Source organism: Microbacterium sp. NPDC060117 (assembly GCF_042729315.1).
Classification (GTDB): Bacteria; Actinomycetota; Actinomycetes; order Actinomycetales; family Microbacteriaceae; genus Microbacterium.
In genome coordinates this window covers 1,210,056-1,223,975 of record NZ_JBHWXR010000001.1, presented here as the reverse complement: position 1 = coordinate 1,223,975, position 13,920 = coordinate 1,210,056, and the positions used below count along the sequence as shown (strand labels likewise).

At 69.7% G+C, this 13,920-nt stretch carries 12 protein-coding genes; 3 read left to right on the top strand and 9 right to left on the bottom strand.

What is annotated here, in order from left to right; translation table 11 throughout:
* Window positions 1-2: 2 nt before the first annotated feature.
* The 4 genes from kdpC to ACFWCK_RS05470 are packed head-to-tail and all read right to left on the bottom strand — an operon-like array spanning window position 3 to window position 4,607.
* A complete protein-coding gene (gene kdpC / locus ACFWCK_RS05485) occupies window positions 3-644 on the bottom strand; it encodes a potassium-transporting ATPase subunit KdpC (protein ID WP_378804916.1) in 642 nt (213 codons plus the stop codon).
* Window positions 645-664: 20 nt separating this feature from the next.
* On the bottom strand, window positions 665-2,836 hold the full coding sequence (kdpB, locus tag ACFWCK_RS05480; protein WP_378804915.1) for a potassium-transporting ATPase subunit KdpB: 2,172 nt from the start codon (window positions 2,834-2,836) through the stop codon (window positions 665-667).
* Window positions 2,833-4,518, bottom strand: coding sequence for a potassium-transporting ATPase subunit KdpA (gene kdpA / locus ACFWCK_RS05475; protein WP_378804914.1), 1,686 nt, complete (start codon window positions 4,516-4,518; stop codon window positions 2,833-2,835). Before kdpA ends, kdpB begins: the two co-directional genes overlap by 4 nt.
* Window positions 4,518-4,607: a potassium-transporting ATPase subunit F gene (locus tag ACFWCK_RS05470; protein ID WP_233311593.1), complete on the bottom strand. Its 90-nt coding sequence runs from the start codon at window positions 4,605-4,607 to the stop codon at window positions 4,518-4,520. The genes kdpA and ACFWCK_RS05470 overlap by 1 nt, the downstream gene beginning before the upstream one ends.
* A 322-nt stretch (window positions 4,608-4,929) precedes the next feature.
* On the opposite strand from ACFWCK_RS05470, the gene ACFWCK_RS05465 reads away from it, so the two are divergent.
* Both ACFWCK_RS05465 and ACFWCK_RS05460 read left to right on the top strand, forming a co-directional pair.
* Window positions 4,930-5,934 (top strand): sensor histidine kinase, encoded by a 1,005-nt coding sequence (locus ACFWCK_RS05465; protein ID WP_378804913.1) that lies wholly within the window; start codon window positions 4,930-4,932, stop codon window positions 5,932-5,934.
* The gene (locus ACFWCK_RS05460) at window positions 5,931-6,590 is read left to right on the top strand and encodes a response regulator transcription factor (protein WP_233311591.1); all 660 of its coding nucleotides are present in this window, start codon (window positions 5,931-5,933) and stop codon (window positions 6,588-6,590) included. The genes ACFWCK_RS05465 and ACFWCK_RS05460 overlap by 4 nt, the downstream gene beginning before the upstream one ends.
* Here the strand turns inward: ACFWCK_RS05460 and ACFWCK_RS05455 are convergent.
* From ACFWCK_RS05455 to ACFWCK_RS05445, 3 genes are all read right to left on the bottom strand, one after another.
* On the bottom strand, window positions 6,566-7,288 hold the full coding sequence (locus ACFWCK_RS05455) for a DedA family protein (RefSeq protein ID WP_378804912.1): 723 nt from the start codon (window positions 7,286-7,288) through the stop codon (window positions 6,566-6,568). The genes ACFWCK_RS05460 and ACFWCK_RS05455 overlap by 25 nt on opposite strands.
* A 16-nt stretch (window positions 7,289-7,304) precedes the next feature.
* Window positions 7,305-8,594 (bottom strand): hypothetical protein, encoded by a 1,290-nt coding sequence (locus ACFWCK_RS05450; RefSeq protein WP_378804911.1) that lies wholly within the window; start codon window positions 8,592-8,594, stop codon window positions 7,305-7,307.
* Between the two features lie 126 nt (window positions 8,595-8,720).
* Window positions 8,721-10,802 (bottom strand): APC family permease, encoded by a 2,082-nt coding sequence (locus ACFWCK_RS05445; RefSeq protein WP_374107830.1) that lies wholly within the window; start codon window positions 10,800-10,802, stop codon window positions 8,721-8,723.
* Between the two features lie 210 nt (window positions 10,803-11,012).
* Here ACFWCK_RS05445 and ACFWCK_RS05440 point away from each other — a divergent pair, with 210 nt between their 5' ends.
* Window positions 11,013-11,705, top strand: a complete 693-nt coding sequence (locus tag ACFWCK_RS05440; RefSeq protein WP_233311588.1) for a GTP pyrophosphokinase family protein — start codon at window positions 11,013-11,015, stop codon at window positions 11,703-11,705.
* Between the two features lie 197 nt (window positions 11,706-11,902).
* Here ACFWCK_RS05440 and ACFWCK_RS05435 read toward each other — a convergent pair whose 3' ends face one another.
* Together ACFWCK_RS05435 and ACFWCK_RS05430 are read right to left on the bottom strand one after the other, a co-directional pair.
* Window positions 11,903-12,682: an ABC transporter permease gene (locus tag ACFWCK_RS05435; protein WP_378804910.1), complete on the bottom strand. Its 780-nt coding sequence runs from the start codon at window positions 12,680-12,682 to the stop codon at window positions 11,903-11,905.
* The gene (locus ACFWCK_RS05430) at window positions 12,675-13,484 is read right to left on the bottom strand and encodes an ABC transporter ATP-binding protein (RefSeq protein ID WP_378804909.1); all 810 of its coding nucleotides are present in this window, start codon (window positions 13,482-13,484) and stop codon (window positions 12,675-12,677) included. The genes ACFWCK_RS05435 and ACFWCK_RS05430 overlap by 8 nt, the downstream gene beginning before the upstream one ends.
* Window positions 13,485-13,920: the final 436 nt, after the last annotated feature.

Here is a 13,920-nt window from a genome sequence, read left to right as displayed (position 1 = left end):
TGTCACCGCGGCAGGGCGTCGAGGGCCTGGTTCAGCGCGAGCACGTTCACCCGCTCTTCGCCGAGGAAGCCCGCATCGCGCGTTTGAATCCTAGACTCCACCAGCGAGCGCACGGCGGAGGCGGAAAGCCCGCGCGCCTCGGCGACCCGGTTCACCTGCAGCAGCGCGTAGGCCGGGCTGATCTGCGGATCCAGACCCGACGCCGAGGCGGTGACGGCGTCGGCGGGGATCGCGGACTCGGCGACGTGCTCACGGTCGGCGATGGCCGCACGGCGCTCGCTGATCGCCTTCACCAGGTCGGGGTTGTTCGGTCCGAGGTTGCTGCCGCCCGACGCCGTGGGGTCGTAGCCGCCCTTGCCCGCGGCGGACGGACGGGGCTGGAAGTACTGCGGCAGCGCATCGCCCTTCGCATCGGTGAAGGACTGCCCGATCAGCGCGCTGCCGGCTGCGGCTTCGCCGCCGGCCCAGCCGCCGGTGGGATTCCCCTTCGCGTCGACGAGGGATCCGTTCGACTGCCAGGGCAGCGCGAGCTGGCCGATGCCGGTGATCGCGAGGGTGTACCCGACCCCGAGGACGAGGGTGAGCACGAGCATCGCGCGGACGGCGACGCCGGTGAGGCGGACGGTGCCGCGGAGGTTCGACATGGTGTGCGTTCCTTTGAGGGTCAGAAGCCGGGGATGAGGGCGACGACGAGGTCGATGAGCTTGATGCCGACGAACGGGAGGATCACGCCGCCGACGCCGTAGACGAGCAGGTTGCGCTGCAGGATCTGCGAGGCGCTGGCCGGCTTGTACCTGACGCCGCGCAGGGCGAGCGGGATGAGGAAGACGATCACGATCGCGTTGAAGACGATCGCGCTCGTCACCGCGGACGCCGGCGAGTGCAACTGCATGATGTTGAGCGCCGCGAGCCCCGGGAACGCACCCATGAACATCGCCGGGATGATGGCGAAGTACTTGGCGATGTCGTTCGCGAGCGAGAACGTGGTGAGTGCCCCGCGGGTGATGAGCAGCTGCTTGCCGATGCGCACGATGTCGATGAGCTTGGTCGGATCCGAGTCGAGGTCGACCATGTTCCCGGCCTCCTTGGCCGCCGAGGTGCCGGTGTTCATCGCGACGCCGACGTCGGCCTGAGCGAGCGCGGGGGCGTCGTTCGTGCCGTCTCCGGTCATCGCGACGAGGCGGCCGCCCTCCTGCTCGCGGCGGATGAGGGCGAGCTTGTCCTCCGGGGTGGCCTCTGCGAGGTAGTCGTCGACACCGGCCTCGGCGGCGATCGCCTTCGCCGTGAGCGGGTTGTCGCCCGTGATCATCACGGTGCGGATGCCCATGCTGCGCAGCTCGCCGAAGCGCTCGGCCAGTCCCTCCTTGACCACGTCCTTGAGATGCACGACGCCGAGGATCCTGGTGTCGGATGACGGCGACGCGACGGCCACCACGAGGGGGGTGCCGCCGGAGGCGGCGATCTCGTCGGCGATTCCCGCGGCCTGAGCGGCGGCCGCGGCGTCGCCGGAGCCCTCCGCCTCGATCCAGGCGCGGATCGCCGAGCCCGCACCCTTGCGGATCCGGGATCCGTCGGCGAGGTCGACGCCGCTCATGCGGGTCTGGGCGGTGAAGGGCACGGTCTCCGCTCCCTCGGGGGTGGCGACGGCGATGCCGCGGGCGGCGGCGAGCTCGACGATCGAGGCTCCCTCGGGCGTCGGATCGGCGAGCGAGGACAGCGCGGCGGCCTGCAGCAGCTCCTCGGCGGAGACCCCGCCGACCGGTCGCACGTCGGTGGCGCGGCGGTTGCCGTAGGTGATGGTGCCGGTCTTGTCGAGCAGCAGCGTCGTGACGTCGCCGGCGGCTTCGACCGCGCGGCCCGACATCGCGAGCACGTTGCGCTGCACGAGCCGGTCCATACCGGCGATGCCGATCGCGCTCAGCAGGGCGCCGATCGTGGTCGGGATGAGGCAGACGAGCAGGGCGATCAGCACGGGGATGCTCACCGGTGACGCCGAGTAGGACGCGATGGGGTTGAGGGCCAGCACGACCACGAGGAACACGATCGACAGACTCGAGAGCAGGATGTTCAGCGCGATCTCGTTGGGCGTGCGCTGGCGGTCCGCCCCTTCGACGAGGGCGATCATGCGGTCGACGAACGTCTCGCCGGGCTTGGACGTGATCCGCACCACGATCCGGTCCGACAGCACCCGGGTGCCGCCCGTGACCGCGCTGCGGTCGCCGCCCGACTCGCGCACCACCGGGGCGCTCTCCCCAGTGATGGCGGACTCGTCGACGGTCGCGATGCCCGCGACGATGTCGCCGTCTCCGGGGATCGACTCACCCGCGACCACGACCACGACGTCGTCCCGGCGCAGGTCGGACGAGGAGACCTCCTCGGTCGCGGCGCGTTCGGCGGACGGATCCACCGCCGCGTCGTAGCCGGTCACGCGGCGGGCCATCGTGCTCGTACGGGTCTTGCGCAACGTCGCCGCCTGCGCCTTGCCGCGCCCCTCTGCGACCGACTCGGCGAGGTTCGCGAACAGCACGGTGAGCCAGAGCCACACCGCGATCGACCAGGTGAACCCGTTCGGCACCGGGGTTCCGCCGGACTCGGCGGCCCCGGATCCCAGGAACGGCTCGGCGATCGCGAGCACGGTCGTGACCGCGGCCCCGGCCCAGACGAGCAGGATCACGGGGTTGCGCAGCAGCCGGGCGGGGTTCAGCCGACGCAGGGCTCCGGGCAGTGCCTGGACGAGCTGGCTCCAGCCGAAGGCGCGCTGCGGGCGCTTCGGTGATCCGTTGCCTGATGCGGGTTCGGGAGCGGGGTGGGTGAGCGGAGTGTCGACGACGGTCATCGGACGAGTCCTTCTGCGAGCGGCCCGAGCGTGAGCACGGGGAAGTAGGTGAGGGCGGTGACCACGACGGAGACCGCGATGAGGAGCCCCACGAACTGCGGGCGATGGGTGGGCAGGGTGCCCGCCGTCTCCGGCACGTGCTGCTGCTGGGCCAGGGATCCGGCCAGCGCGAGCACGAACATGATCGGGATGAACCGTCCGAGCAGCATCGCGACGCCGAGCGCCGTGTTCAGCCAGGGCGTGTTCGCGGTGAGGCCGGCGAAGGCGGATCCGTTGTTGTTCGCCGCCGAGGTGAAGGCGTAGAGCACCTCGCTGAGCCCGTGCGGGCCTGGGTTGAGGATCGACGTCTTCTCCACGTCGGCACGGATCGGCGGGATCGCGAAGCTGAGCGCGGTACCGGCGAGCACGAGGGTCGGCGTGACCAGGATGTAGAGGCTGGCGAGCTTGATCTCACGCGGGCCGAGGCGCTTGCCCAGGTATTCCGGGGTGCGGCCGACGAGCAGGCCGCCGACGAACACGGCGATCACCGCGAGGATGAGCATGCCGTACAGCCCGGATCCGACGCCGCCGGGGGCGACCTCGCCGAGCATCATGTTGATCATCGGCATCATCCCGCCGAGCGGCGTGAACGAATCGTGCATGGCGTTCACGGCGCCGGTGGAGGTGAGGGTGGACGCGGTGCCGAACAGGGCCGATCCGAGGATCCCGAAGCGCTGCTCCTTGCCCTCCATCGCTGCTCCCGCAGCCTGCGTGGCGGTGCCCCCGCCGCCGATCTCGAGGGCACTGAGCGCGAACAGCGAGACCAGGAAGATCGTGCCCATGACCGCGGCGATCGCGTAGCCCTGGCGGTGGTCGCCGACGATCCGGCCGAATGTGCGGGGCAGTGCGAACGGGATCGCGAGGATCAGGAGGATCTCGAGCAGGTTCGTCCACGGGGTCGGGTTCTCGAAGGGGTGCGCGGAGTTCGCGTTGTAGAAGCCGCCGCCGTTCGTGCCGAGGAGCTTGATGGCCTCCTGCGACGCGACGGGCCCGCCGGGGATCGACTGCGCGGCACCCGCGATCGTGTGCACGTCGGTGAACCCGGAGAGGTTCTGAGCCACGCCGCCCAGGATGAGCGCAAGGGCCGAGAGCACGGCGAGGGGCAGCAGCAGCCGGATCAGGCCGCGGATGAGATCGACCCAGAAGTTGCCGATCGTGGCGCTGCCGCGGCGGGCGAAGCCGCGGACGAGGGCGATCGCGATCGCGATCCCGACTGCGGCCGAGGTGAAGTTCTGCACGGCGAGGCCCGCGAGCTGCACCAGGTGGCCCATGGTCTGCTCGGGGGAGTAGGACTGCCAGTTGGTGTTGGCGACGAACGAGGCGGCGGTGTTGAACGCCAGCCCCTCCGGCACGGCGGGCAGGCCGAGCGAGAGCGGCAGGAGCTGCTGCACGCGCTGGAGCAGGTACAGCAGCAGCATGCCGACGACGGAGAACGCGAGGACGCTGCGTGCGTAGGCCCGCCAGGTCTGCTCGGAGGACGCGTCCACGCCGATCAGGCGGTAGATGCCGCGCTCCACGCGCAGATGACGGGAGCCGGTGTAGACCCGGGCCATGTAGTCGCCGAGAGGGCGGTACAACAGCACGAGGACGGCGATGAGGGTGGCGGCCTGGAGCACGCCGAGCCAGATGCCTGCCGCGCCCATCAGAACTTCTCCGGGGCGACGAGGGCGACCACGAGGTAGCCGATCGCGGCGATCGCGAGGGCGGCGGCCACGATCTCGATGACGATCACAGCTTCTCCACCCCCTTCGCGATCAGCGCGACCAGGGCGAAAAGCGCGAGCGTTCCCGCGACGTAGATGATGTCGAGCACGGATCCGATCGAACCGGCTCCCTCGCCGCGGGCGGGGCTTCCTCACGGTTTGCTCACGCCGCGCGCCGGGAACCCATGCGGGTCCCACACGACCTGGCGATCGGATCCCCGCTTTCAGGGAGCGATGTCTGTCGGCCTGGGGGTCGGAATCGAGCGAACATCGCTCCCCGAAACCGGTGGGGTGGTGGGTCCTCGCTCCCCGCCTGCAGCGCGAGGACAGCCGCGGGCGCGAAGATGGGACGGTGGAGACGCAGGCGGAGTTTCGGCGCTCGAGCAGGGCGATCGGCTGGCAGGTCGCCGCCGTATGCGCCGGGCTGGTGCTGCTGGGCGCGGGGCTCGCCCTCGCATACATGTTCTGGCAGACCAGGTCGGCCGAGGTGAATGGGCCGCCCGAACCGGGCTCCGTGCGGATCTTCCTGGACCCGGCGGATCTCGTGCTCGGCGGGGTCGTGGTCGGGCTCGGAGCGATCGTCTGCGCCGGCGCCGCCGCGTGGCTCATCGCCCGGCGGGCGGTGCGCCCCCTCGAGGAGGCGGCGCGGATCCAGCAGCGCTTCGTCGCCGACGCGAGTCATGAGCTGCGCACGCCTCTGGCTGTGCTCAACGCGCGTGTGCAGCAGCTCGCGCTGCTCACCCCTGCGGGCGACCCGCGTCGAGAGGTCCTCGATGCGCTGCGCGAAGACGCCGGGATCATGTCGGGGATCGTCGACGACATGCTGGCCGCAGCGACCGGGACGGCACCGCAGCGCGGCAGCTGTGCGCTCGCCGAGGTCATGAACGCCGCCGCCGCGGACTTGGCGCTGCTCGCGGAAGGCCGCGGGGTGCGGATCGCCACGTCGCCCCTGTCCCGTGAGGTCGCGCTCCCCGCCGCCGACCTGCGCCGATGCCTGGTCGCGCTGATCGACAACGCCGTCGACCATGCGCCGGCCGACAGCACCGTGTCCGTGGCGGCCGTCGCGGAGCGCGCCGTCGCCCGCATCGCGGTGGCCGACAGCGGATCCGGGATCACCGGGATCGATCCGGCCCGGGTGTTCGACCGCTTCGCGCACGGATCTCCCGTGGCCGGAAGCATGTCCACCGGGTCGGCCGGGGGCATGAGCGGGCCGCGCACCCGGTTCGGCATCGGACTCGCGCTCGTCGCCGAGCTCGCGGAGCGCCACGGCGGCGCGGTGCGCGTGGCGCGGACCGGGCCTGGGGGCACGGTGTTCGAGCTCGTCGTGCCGTTCGCCGACGAGGGAGCGGATCGATGAGCGGCCGGCTGCTGATCGTCGAGGACGATCCCCGCCTCGGCCCGATCATGCGAGACGTGCTCTCGGCCGGGTGGTCGGTGCAGCTGTGCGATTCGGCGGAGGAAGGGCTCGATGCCGTGCTGGCGCGCGGCTTCGACGCGATCGTCGTGGACCGGCGCCTGCCCGGCATGAGCGGCGAGGAGCTGGTGCGCGAGCTGCGCCGGCGCAGGGTCGGCGCGCCCATCCTCATGCTGACCGCCCTCGGCGAGCTGCGCGACCGGGTCGAGGGACTTGATGCCGGCGCCAACGACTACCTGGTGAAGCCGTTCGAGTTCGAGGAGCTGAGCGCCCGGCTGCGCGCCCTCACGCGCGACTACGCCGCACCGGTCGCGGGGACGGCGATCGGCAGTTGGACCTTCCATCCCGACGACCACAGCATCGATTCGCCGTATGCCGGCCGGATCCTGCTCACCGAGGCCGAATCGGCGTTCCTGGCGGTGCTCGCCTCCGAGCCCGAGCGCACCTTCTCCCGCGAGTACCTGCTCGAGGCGGTGTTCGCCCGCGGCGAGAGCCTGACCACCGTCGAGACCTACGTGCACTACCTCCGCCGCAAGACCGATCGGGACCTCATCCAGACGGTCCGCGGATCCGGCTACCGGCTGGGGACGCCGGCCTGATCCGGGTCGGCCGCCGTCTGCACGCGGTCCTGATGCGAGGCCTGGGCCGCGCCCTCCCGCTGTCGGCGGGCGCGGAGCATCCCGCGCACCCCGCCGATCGCGACCGGCACGACCGAGACGACGACGATCGCGATCATGAGCAGGTCGATGTTGTCGACGACGCCGGGGATCCCGCCGAGCAGCAGGCCGATCGCCGTCATCCCGCACACCCATGCCACCGCGCCGATCGCGTTCCAGGGCAGGAACCGGCGGTACGGCAGGCGCGCGGTTCCTGCGACCAGCGGCACGTACGTCCGCACGATCGGGACGAACCGTCCGAGCACGAGGGACAGCGGGCCATAACGCTCGAAGAAGCGCTCCGTCTCCACCAGGCGACTGGTGCGCAGCACACGCGCGTCGTCGCGGAACAGCCGTCGACCGAAGCGCTTGCCCAGGACGTACCCGACCTGGTCGCCGAGCACGGCGGCCGGGATGCCGACAAGGAGCACCTGCCACGGCTGGATCCCGAGTGGGCCGGCCAGGATCGCCGCCGTGACGAGCAGGGAGTCGCCGGGGAGGAACGGGAACAGCACGCCGGACTCGATGAAGATCAGCAGCGCGATGCCCGCGAGCACCCACGGGCCGAAGGCGTGCAGCATCGAGGAGGCATCGGGGAGGAGTCCTGTCGGTGCCAGGACGGAGGAGGCGAGAAGGTGCACGGCGTCGTCCTCCGGCTCAGGCGCCGAGATCCTTCAGCAGCACGGCGAGCTCGGCCTCCTGGGCCGCGGGTGCGGCCGCCTTCACTCCGGGGTGATCGATCGCGTACGCCCGAAGCACGGCATCCATCTCCTGGTCGAGGAACGTCCATGCGGTGGAGTCCGCCGCCTGCAGTGCGCTCTGGTCGGCATCCCACGCGTCGCGCATCTTCTGAACGGTCGCGTGGGATCCGGCCGTGTCGCCGGCCTTGTCCTGCTGCACGGCGGTCTGCGCGAGGGTCACGTACTTCGCGACGGCATCCTTCGGCAGGTGCGCGGTGACCTGCTGCGGAGTGAGGGCCGCGACCGGACCGTTCGAAGCCCCGTCGTCGGCGGCCGCGGCGGTCTGGTGCGGAAGGAGGGAGGCCACGGTGAGGATCGCCGCGGTCACGACGGCGAGGACGACGAATCCGATCAGTCCGGCGCGCTCGCGGCCCGGACTCGTGATCACCCGGGAGGCGTGCGTGGCGTCGTAGGTCTCCACGACGTCGCGGCGGCTGACGGCGAGATAGATCACCGTGGCCAGGATCAGGCCGAGGAAGATCATGCTGGTCGCGAAGGTGCCGAGACCCAGGCCGACGGGGTCCCCCGGGTTGGCGGGCTGCGTCGGGGATCCGAGGAAATCGCCGATGTTCGCGCCGAGCGGCCGGGTGAGGATGTAGGCCAGCCAGAACGAGAGCACCGGGTTCGCGCCGCCGCGCCACAGCGCGGTGATCGCGAGGATCAGTCCGAGCGGGAGCAGCACGGCGACGCCCGGGCTCCAGCCGGTCAGCTCCAGCGTCCAGTCCCCCGTGGCGGTGCCGAGGGCGAAGGTCACGAGCACGGTGAGCCAGTAGAAGCCCTCACGCGGGCGGGTGTCGATCGCGTGGATCGACAGTGTGCGCTCACGCGCCCACCAGATCGCGAACACGACCGCCAGCAGCACCGAGAACACCGCCGAGGACACCCACAGGGGCACGCCGAGCTGGTCGGTCAGGATGTCGGTGTACAGGGTGCCCGTGATCGAGATGACCACGACCGTCAACCAGTACGGGAACGGCGAATAGCGCTTGAGGCTCAGCTGCACCGCGAGGACCACCACGAGTACGCCTGTGAAGATCCACGCGGTGTTGCTCAGGCCCACGCCGAGCGTGAGGTTGATCCAGTCCGCGAAGCTCTCGCCGACCGTGGTGCACAGGATCTTGATGATCCAGAACCAGATCGTGACCTCGGGGACCTTGTTCAGCAGGCGTCCCGCGGTCGCCGCTCTCGCCGTGCTCGTCGTCGTCATGCTTCGACGCTAGGAAGCCGTCACCAAGGACCCGCCAAGGATGCCCGTTTCGAAGCGCGCACGTGGCGGTGTCTCGGGCGCGGATCCCGCAGAGTGCGCGCTTCGAAACGGGTCGGCCGGGCGGGGTCAGCCCAGCTCGGGCGGGCCCGCCGGACGCTGCACCCGACGTGCGGGCTTGGAGGTGTCCTCGCCGTACAGCGGGCGGCCCGCACGCTGCTGGCCGGGGACCGGTCGGGAGCGGCGGCCGTAGATGAGCTCGGAGGAGTCGAGCAGCCAGGGCACCAGCGTGATGGTGACGCCGTGCACCATCATCAGCTGGTTCGCCACGCGGCGCGCACGGCGGTTGTGCAGGATCGACTCCCACCAGTGCCCGACGATGTACTGCGGCAGGTAGACGGTGACGACCGCCGGACCGTGCTTCTGCCGGTACTTGTTGATGTAGGCCTCGACCGGGGCCGCGTAGTGCCGGAACGGCGACTCGACGATCACCAGCGGGATCGGGATCCGGTGCTGCTGCCAGTCCTTCTGCAGCTGCACGCCGTCCTCCGGATTGGCGGCGACGTGCAGGGCGATGGTCTTCTGATGCTTCGCCGCGATGGCGTAGTCGATCGCCTTGATCACCGGCTTCTGCAGCCGGTTGACGAGGATGATCGCGACGTCGCCCTCGGATCCGAAGTGGGTCGTGTCGTCGATCGAGATCTCGTGCTCGACGTCGCGGTAGTAGCGCTTCACGCCCATCATGAGCAGGGCGAGGACCGGGATCGCGATGAACACCATCCATGCGCCGTGCGTGAACTTGGTGACCGTGACGATCACGAGCACGGCGATCGTCATGGACGCACCGAGGGAGTTGATCGCCAGACCCGTGTAGGCCGTGCGGCGCACCGGCTGCGCGTCCTTCACGCTCATGACCTTGGTGCCGGCGAGCAGTCGTCGCCAGTGCCGCACCATGCCGACCTGGCCGAGCGAGAACGACACGAACACGCCGATGATGTAGAGCTGGATCAGGTTCGTCAGATTCGCCTGGAACAGCACCAGCACGCCGATCGCGGCGATGCCGAGCAGGATCATGCCGTTCGAGAACACGAGGCGGTCGCCGCGCGTGTTCAGCGCCTTGGGGGCGTAGCCGTCGCGGGCGAGCACCGCGCCGAGCAGGGGGAAGCCGTTGAACGCGGTGTTCGCGGCGAGCAGGAGGACGCAGGCGGTCGCCGCCTGGATGATGAAGAACGGCAGGGATCCGCCGCCGAACACCGCCGAGGCGATCTGCGCCATGAGGCTCTGCTGCGGGGTTCCGCAGGCGAACCCGACCAGGTCGCGGCACGGGTCCTCCGCGTAGTGGACCTGCGTGATCAGGCCGAGCGCCGTGAGGCCGGTGAACAGCAGGATGGCGATGCCGCCCATCATCGCCAAGGTCGCCTGCGCGTTGCCGATCTTCGGGATGCGGAAGGCCTGCACGCCGTTGGAGACGGCCTCGACGCCGGTCAGCGCGGAACAGCCGCTGGAGAACGCGCGCAGCACGAGCAGGATGACCGCCGCGTTCGCGAGCTGGTCGCCGTGCATCGCGTACTGCGAGCTCTCGGCGATCGGCGCGTCGCCGAGGAAGGTGCGCACCAGACCCGTGACGATCATGACGCCGACGGATCCGATGAAGATGTAGGTGGGGACCGCGAAGAACGTCGAGGCCTCGCGCACGCCGCGCAGGTTCACGATCACGATGAGGATCACGAAGCCGACGGCGAGCTCCACGCGCCACGGGTCGAGCTGCGGCACCGCGGAGATGATGTTGTCCACGCCCGAGGCGATCGACACGGACACGGTCAGGATGTAGTCCACGAGGAGCGCGGCAGCCACCACGACGCCGGGGATCTCACCGAGGTTCTTCGACGCGACCTCGTAGTCGCCGCCGCCCGAGGGGTAGGCCTGGATGAGCTTGCGGTAGCTCAGCACGATGACGATCAGCAGCAGCACCACGGCCGCGGCGACCCAGGGGGCGAAGGTGAGGAACGCCAGACCGCCCAGGCCGAGGGTCATCAGCATCTCCTGCGGACCGTAGGCCACGGAGGAGAGCGCGTCGGATGCGAAGATCGGCAGCGCCATCCGCTTCGGGAGGAGCTGCTCGTTCGCCTTCTCTGTGCTGAGCGGCTCGCCGAGCAGGATGCGTTTGGCTACCTGCGGGGCGTCGGCGCTCTCACGGCTGTCATTTGCCACGAGCGGCAAAACTACGCCTGGAACGGCGCGGATGCAATTTCGCGCGCGGGTTGTTGCATCACTGTTCCATCACTCTTTGCCGCCGACGGATCCCGGGCGTGTCCGGATCGGGTATCCGCGCACTCGCGGAGAGCGCTCTCTGCGCGTTCGGAGGTCCGCCCAGAACGAACACACAGGAGATCCGAACACCTGTTGCGTAGCGTCGCAGGCATGAGCACGGTCCCTCTCGATGACGATGCGCTGAACCAGACCCTGTCCGAGGCGCGAGAGCTGCGAGACGAGTTCCAGCGCTTCCTGCACGAGTATGAGTTCGGGATGCGCGAGATCGAGACGAAGATCTCGATCCTGCGCGACGAGTTCACCCACCATCACTCCTACAACCCGATCGAGCACGTGAAGAGCCGGGTGAAGTCGCCCGACAGCATCGTCGAGAAGGTGGCCCGAAGGGGGATCGAGCCCGACTTCGACACGATCCGCGAGCACATCACCGATATCGCGGGCGTGCGCGTGACCTGCAGCTTCGTCGCCGACGTGTACCGCCTGTTCGATCTGCTCACCGCACAGGACGACATCACCGTGCGCATCGTGAAGGACTACATCGCGACGCCGAAGGCCAACGGGTACCGCAGCCTGCACGCGATCCTCGAGGTGCCGGTGTTCCTCTCCTCCGGCCCGATCATGGTGCCGGTCGAGGTGCAGTTCCGCACGATCGCGATGGACTTCTGGGCGAGTCTCGAGCACAAGATCCACTACAAGTTCCAGGGCCAGGTGCCCGCCCGCCTCGTGGACGACCTCACCGCGGCGGCCGACGCCGCGAGCGAGCTCGACGATCGCATGGAGCGGCTGCACCACGAAGCGCACGCTCCGCTCGCAGCACTCCCGCCGGTGCCCCTCGACGTCTGACGCGGCGCGGCGCGGGCTCGGGTGCGCGTGCGCGAGCTCGCGGGGTGTGTGACGATCAGCACACCCTGTGACGATCAGCACGCGTGTCGCCGGGGATCCGTGTGCCGATCGTCACAACCTGTGCTGATCGTGGCAGCGCCGGCGTGCGGATCCGAGCCGGCCGGAGACGGATCCGCGCCAGGGACGTGCGGATCCGCTCAACTCGCCTCCCACTGGAACCAGCGGATCCCGATCCCGGCGAAGACCACAAGATAGGCGCCGATCGCGACGATCGCCCAGGTGTCGTCGCTCGTCCAGGCCGATGCCGACTGCACCGCGGTGAACAGAGTCATCAGGGCGCCGACGGGTGACCACTTCGCGATGGCGGTGAAGGTGTCGCCGAGGACGCCCGAGATGCCGAGGACGCCCAGCAGGAGCAGCACGACGTACAGCACCCGGCCGAGGGCGTTCACGGCGGTGGAGGAACGGAGCAGCCCGACCACGGCCTGCCCGATTCCGAGGAACATCGCGGCGCCGTAGATCGCGACGACGAAGATCAGCAGGTACGTGCCCACGCCGTAGCTCAGCCCGTGCATGATGCCGCCGACGATGATCACGACGACCGCCGTCGCGATCGCCGCCGCGAACTGCACGAGCAGACGGCTCAGCATGATCGCCCAGGTCGGCGTCGGCGTGACGCGCAGCCGCTGGAACACACCCGCTTCGCGATCGCGTGCGACGATGATCGAGTAGCCCAGCAGCGACGATGACAACAGGCCGTAGCTCAGCGCCAGGGCGATCATCAGGGCCGGCCCCGCGGCGCCGAATCCGCTGCCGCCCCGGCGGGCGGCCTGGTTCGTGATGATCAGCATCAGGATCGGCACGGCGAGATTCAGGATCAGGGTCTGCTTGCTGCGCACGAGGACGGTGAAGTCGGCGCCCACGAGCGAGCGCAGAGTCAGCCCGAGTGGCGGCCGGGTGATGGTGGTGTCAGTCACGAAGGTCACTTCCCGTCAGGGCGATGAAGACGTCCTCGAGTGTCGGTTCGCCATGTGCGATCGCGAGCACGCGCGGATCCTCGCGATGCGCGGCGATGAGTTCGGCGGGGCTGCCCGTCGCGACGATCCGGCCATGATCGATGATCACGATGCGGTCGCACACGGCCTGGGCCTCCTCCATCGAATGGGTCGTGAGCAGGATGCTGCCGCCGCGCCGTCGGGAAGCCTCGATGCGCTGCCAGAGACTGCGCCGCGATTGCGGATCCAGACCGCTCGTCGGTTCGTCCAGCAGGAGCAGCGGGGGGTCGTGGAGCGTCGCGATGAGGAGGGAGAAGCGCTGCGCCTGGCCGCCGGACAGGCCCTTGAGGCGTTTCGACGCCTCCTGCTCCAGTCCGACGCCGTCGAGCGCCTCCCGGGCGGCCGCGCGGGTCAGGCGCACTCCGTACAGCCCCGCGTAGAGCCGCAGCAGCTGCTCGATGCTCAGCTCGGGCTGGAAGCCTGAGCTCTGCAGTTGCACGCCGAGCCGGGAGCGGGCATCGATCGGATGACGCAGAGCGTCGATCCCGTCCACGTTCACGGATCCGCTCGCCGGCCTGCGCAGGCCCTCGATCACGCTCAGCGTCGTCGTCTTGCCCGCACCATTCGGCCCGAGGAGGCCCAGGATCTCGCCGCGCGCGATCCGGAACGCGACGCCGTCGACCGCCGTGCGGGAGCCGTACCTCACCACGAGTCCGTCGACCTCGAGGACGGCACCGCCGCCCGCATGCTTGTCGGTCGTCGTCTCCTCTGACGGTGTGGACATGGCTCCCCCTTCGAGCAGCTGCCATCCTTCTGCCGATTGCTATCAGCCGCCCATGAGAATCCGGGGTCGCGGCTGAAACCGATTCCTTCCCCACGCGGGCGGGCACGAGGGATCCAGGGCGACGCATCGCGTCGGACCGCGGTCGCGACGGCGTGCTCGTGCGAGGTGCCGTGCGGAGGTCGATTTTGTGAATCGACCGAACGTGTCGTAGCGTCTTGATCAGATCCACTGTCCGCGCGCGGTCGTGCATCCGACCCTGGGGCCGGATGCGGGCGAAGACGGGATCCAGGTTCGTCAGGGGAATTGGCGGCCGTAGGGGACTCACGGGAAATGGGTTCCCGAACAACGGGCCAGGGGATGGTCCGATGGGGAGGAGAGGGTCGAGCGATCGGCCCTCCTGAAGGACGTTCCGCGGGGAGCGGGCGACCTTCTTCTG

Bases quoted from the DNA above. Each gene is read 5' to 3' on its own strand.
- kdpC (WP_378804916.1), bottom strand. From the start codon at position 644: ATGTCGAACCTCCGCGGCACCGTCCGCCTCACCGGCGTCGCCGTCCGC.
- kdpA (WP_378804914.1), bottom strand. From the start codon at position 4,518: ATGGGCGCGGCAGGCATCTGGCTCGGCGTGCTCCAGGCCGCCACCCTC.
- ACFWCK_RS05430 (WP_378804909.1), bottom strand. From the start codon at position 13,484: ATGTCCACACCGTCAGAGGAGACGACGACCGACAAGCATGCGGGCGGC.
- ACFWCK_RS05450 (WP_378804911.1), bottom strand. From the start codon at position 8,594: ATGACGACGACGAGCACGGCGAGAGCGGCGACCGCGGGACGCCTGCTG.
- ACFWCK_RS05460 (WP_233311591.1), top strand. From the start codon at position 5,931: ATGAGCGGCCGGCTGCTGATCGTCGAGGACGATCCCCGCCTCGGCCCG.
- ACFWCK_RS05440 (WP_233311588.1), top strand. From the start codon at position 11,013: ATGAGCACGGTCCCTCTCGATGACGATGCGCTGAACCAGACCCTGTCC.
- kdpB (WP_378804915.1), bottom strand. From the start codon at position 2,836: ATGACCGTCGTCGACACTCCGCTCACCCACCCCGCTCCCGAACCCGCA.